We start from the raw sequence: 3,376 nt of genomic DNA on the forward strand, positions 1-3,376 counted from the left end.
GTGGGTCAAAATTAATGGCCAGTAGTGGGTCATTTTAATTGGCCACTAACAGTAGTTTGGTCGGAAATTCTCAAATGGCAGGCTAACCGAAGGGGCCATATAGGCACTATTCAACTTAAGTGGTTCATTGATTTTGAGTGGCGCCCCCAACATTGCTGGGACTTCTGCAAAGTACTAACACCGAAAAACGTAAGGCTTCAGATGGTTTCTCTGAATGATCACTCACCGCTTCTCGTCATTGATTTAGAAGCGACCTGCTGGGAAAGCCGAAAGGTCCCCTCCGGTCAGCCACAAAGCATCCATAACATGGAGATCATCGAGTTTGGGTGTGCGCTGGCTACTCGTGGCGGAACGCTACTGGACAGCAAGTCTTTTCTGGTGCGCCCCGTGCGCCATCCCCATCTGAGCGGTTTCTGCACAGAACTGACTGGCATTAATCAGACAATGGTGGATACAGCGCCCGAATATGTGAAGGTGTGTCAGGAGATCAACACCTGGTTGGGCTGCCCTACCAAGCTCAATGCCGGCAGGGATGCCAGGCAAACGCGACACCTGCCCAGTGGTGTGACGCGCCAGGGAGAGGCCTGGCTCCCTCTCTCCTCAAGGCTTGTTCACCATAACCTCAGATTATGCGCAGTTGGCCGTAGCTGTCAGATCAAGTAGAGCCGGTACGATTCTTGAGGCCTTTCTCAGCCCGGTCTATTTCCCTAAACACTTGGTTTTCAATCTGTCGAATCTGTGTGCGAATCGCATCACTATTGGTAACTTTGGCGGCTAGCTGGAGATATTTGAAGAAGCCCAGTCTCGGAGCACCTTTCGGAAGAACCTGATTTGATTGGTCGTAGACAGCATCACCGTAGGCTGTACCGTACCCCAGAGAAGTCAGACGAGCGTATAGCTGTCGTTTCTTTAACCGGGTTTCACCACGCACAACTGTGGCCACTCGAGCGCGATCAATTGCCCGATGCGCTTTTATCATAAATCGCGCGATTGTCGAGTCGCGCACTCTCATGTCTTGGCCATCAAACGTAAAACCCAGATAGGAAGCTGAGCTCGGGTTCTGCAATGTAAAAGTAGGATCTACTGAGAATGAGCGCAATGATCTTTCTTTACGGAGGAAGCGTCGTCGCACGGTTTTAGCGGCGTTGACCTGAAGTCGGACTTTGCTCAATTCGGTTCGCACTGACAGTTCTGCTTCTGCTCCTCTTCCCTTGGGGACAATAAGCAGGATATCGTCACTGTAGCGGCGGTAGCTCCCACCTAGTTTGCCAATCTTCTGTTGAATTGACTGATCAGCCTCATACATATAGAGGTTTGCCAGTACAGCGCTTACCGGCAACCCTTGCGGAATGCCCGCAGGTTGCCCTTTGAGATAGGCTGGGGCAGGCTTGCCTTTAACTTCCCATACAAGATCATGCCGTGAACGGAGATGTGGCTTCACAAGCGACCTGAATTCCTTTGGAGTGCAAATCGCTCGCCCGGTCATTCCAGATCGTCGTTTAACCTCGCCTCCGAAAAGATCTCTTAATTTGGGCACCGCAATCGCGGTATCTCGTGTGCAGGCTTTGAAAACTGCATAGTGATCACTAGGCAGTTCAGACGTGCCGAGCAAACCAGCCCAAGCAGCCTTCAAATGCGTGTGATCAAGTGCATCGAAGAACCCTTCGACATCAATGGCAATTACGTCGCAAGCCTCATTTTCTGCAATCTCGGTGAACGCCTCATATGCAAAATGAACATTGCAGCGCGCTGGACTAAATCTTCGATAGGCGAGAACGTGCTCTCCCCCAAGCTTTGCGTACCGGTCTTCTAAGAGATCTCCCAGGGATTTCGCGTAGTAGGCATATATGTGAGCATCGCTGTGGGCCGCATAAACGATTGGTCGTATTTTGGTTCGCCAAACCCTTCGACCGTTTTCGCTCTTGATGGATATCGACTTTTGGGGGTTCAGTATTACAGGCCAAAAAGCATGGCGAGATACCCGATCTGGATTCATGACCAGAGTCTTTGCTTGGGATTTTGAGATGGGGCGGTCGAAATGAGCATAGCTGCGGCGACGATACCAGCTTTGCTGTTCATCCATGACATACTTTCCTTTTTGGATCCGGTGACTACAAGCATCCTGCGGCCGCTTGTCTGTATTGTCACCGTCGAGCGACACCTTACGATGCCACCTACCCATCGAAACAAGCGATGAGTTACTAACCACCTACAAAGGAGTAGGCAGCACGCCGCAAATGTACCTTGATGTATCATCTGATTGGAGGTGTGCTGTGACGAAACGCTCGAAACGCACTGCTCAAGTTGTTCAGAACTACACCTGGCGGGACATCGCTGGGAAAGCGGTGTTTGCCTGGTTTGTTCAGAACGTGCTTGACACGGTGTTAACCAATCGGCCAATCACCCAATGGTGAAAGTATCCTCAAAATATACAGATAGGTCGGAATAGTCAAACTCCGGCTGAATACATCACAGCTAGTTCTGGAGGAAATCGCGAATCTGCTTCAGCCCCTTGGTGTGAGCCACGGCTATCTTGATAAGCTGGCGCTCGGGGTCGTCGCGGGAACGAAAAGCAATTTCAAAGTATCCATTAGAGCGCTCGATCATCCGCGCTCCATCGCTATCAATGTTCAGCTCGCCTATTCGCAGCCCGGATTTCGTGTCATTTACCTGACACTGCAAAGTAATAGGTGCCCTGTGCTGAGGAGACACGAAGAGCGCCGGATATATTTTTCCGCTTTCGCAGCCTCCGTAACTTATCGCGTATTGGCAGGTCGAATGTTGCTTATTGCACGTGACCGTGATGCTTGAACCGAAGCGACCATCTTCAAGATCCTCAATCTCATCTCCAGTCCAAACGGCTGCACTCCGTTCTCGAATTTCTTTCCATACCAGTGCTCGATCGTAAGATCGTCAGCGCTTGCGCAAGTGGCGCTGAGTATTAGTAAAAGAATTCCCAACAACCTTCTTCTTTCAACCAACATGATTGTTATCCTCGGGAGCGCTCAATCTAATGAGCGTGGTAACAAGACGGTCCTAAAGGTCTGCCTCTACAGCGATGAGGTGCCGTTCTTCTCACGGTCAGAAGTTTGAGACAAAAGCCTAAGAATGAGTAAAGCAAAAGCTTTCTGATTGTCCTCGTTTTCCAAAATCTCCATAGAAAGCTTTTCATGATCCGTCATGGAATCCAGAACCAAATCCGTGAGTCGCTTCGGAAACAGTCCGTGCATCACCTGATCTGTGGAGTGGCTATTCACCTGCGCCATCACTGCCTCATCCCGACGAACACGATCAGCAATACCGTTCGCAAAGTGCAGCTGGCCCCCTCTGTCAGCCTAGTTGTCCAGTTGGCTATTTCGCCTGATTTTAATAATCC

The 3,376-nt window shown here is 50.3% G+C and carries 3 protein-coding genes and 1 pseudogene; 1 reads left to right on the forward strand and 3 read right to left on the reverse strand.

From position 1 onward, the window contains the following. Nucleotides 1-201: 201 nt before the first annotated feature. Nucleotides 202-663, forward strand: coding sequence for a 3'-5' exonuclease (locus RO069_RS12825; protein WP_328188016.1), 462 nt, complete (start codon nt 202-204; stop codon nt 661-663). Here RO069_RS12825 and RO069_RS12830 read toward each other — a convergent pair. From RO069_RS12830 to RO069_RS12840, 3 genes and pseudogenes are all read right to left on the reverse strand, one after another. Continuing rightward, the gene (locus RO069_RS12830) at nt 656-2,083 is read right to left on the reverse strand and encodes a reverse transcriptase domain-containing protein (RefSeq protein ID WP_328188017.1); all 1,428 of its coding nucleotides are present in this window, start codon (nt 2,081-2,083) and stop codon (nt 656-658) included. The two genes, RO069_RS12825 and RO069_RS12830, sit on opposite strands and share 8 nt — an antisense overlap. Before the next feature lie 392 nt (nt 2,084-2,475). Further along, nucleotides 2,476-2,607: a hypothetical protein gene (locus tag RO069_RS12835; protein WP_328188019.1), complete on the reverse strand. Its 132-nt coding sequence runs from the start codon at nt 2,605-2,607 to the stop codon at nt 2,476-2,478. Between the two features lie 443 nt (nt 2,608-3,050). After that, nucleotides 3,051-3,320: pseudogene (locus RO069_RS12840) on the reverse strand (hypothetical protein); the annotation flags it as partial. Between the last annotated feature and the right edge of the window lie 56 nt (nt 3,321-3,376).

Source organism: Marinobacter sp. OP 3.4, assembly GCF_036224885.1.
In the GTDB taxonomy this organism is placed as follows: Bacteria; Pseudomonadota; Gammaproteobacteria; order Pseudomonadales; family Oleiphilaceae; genus Marinobacter.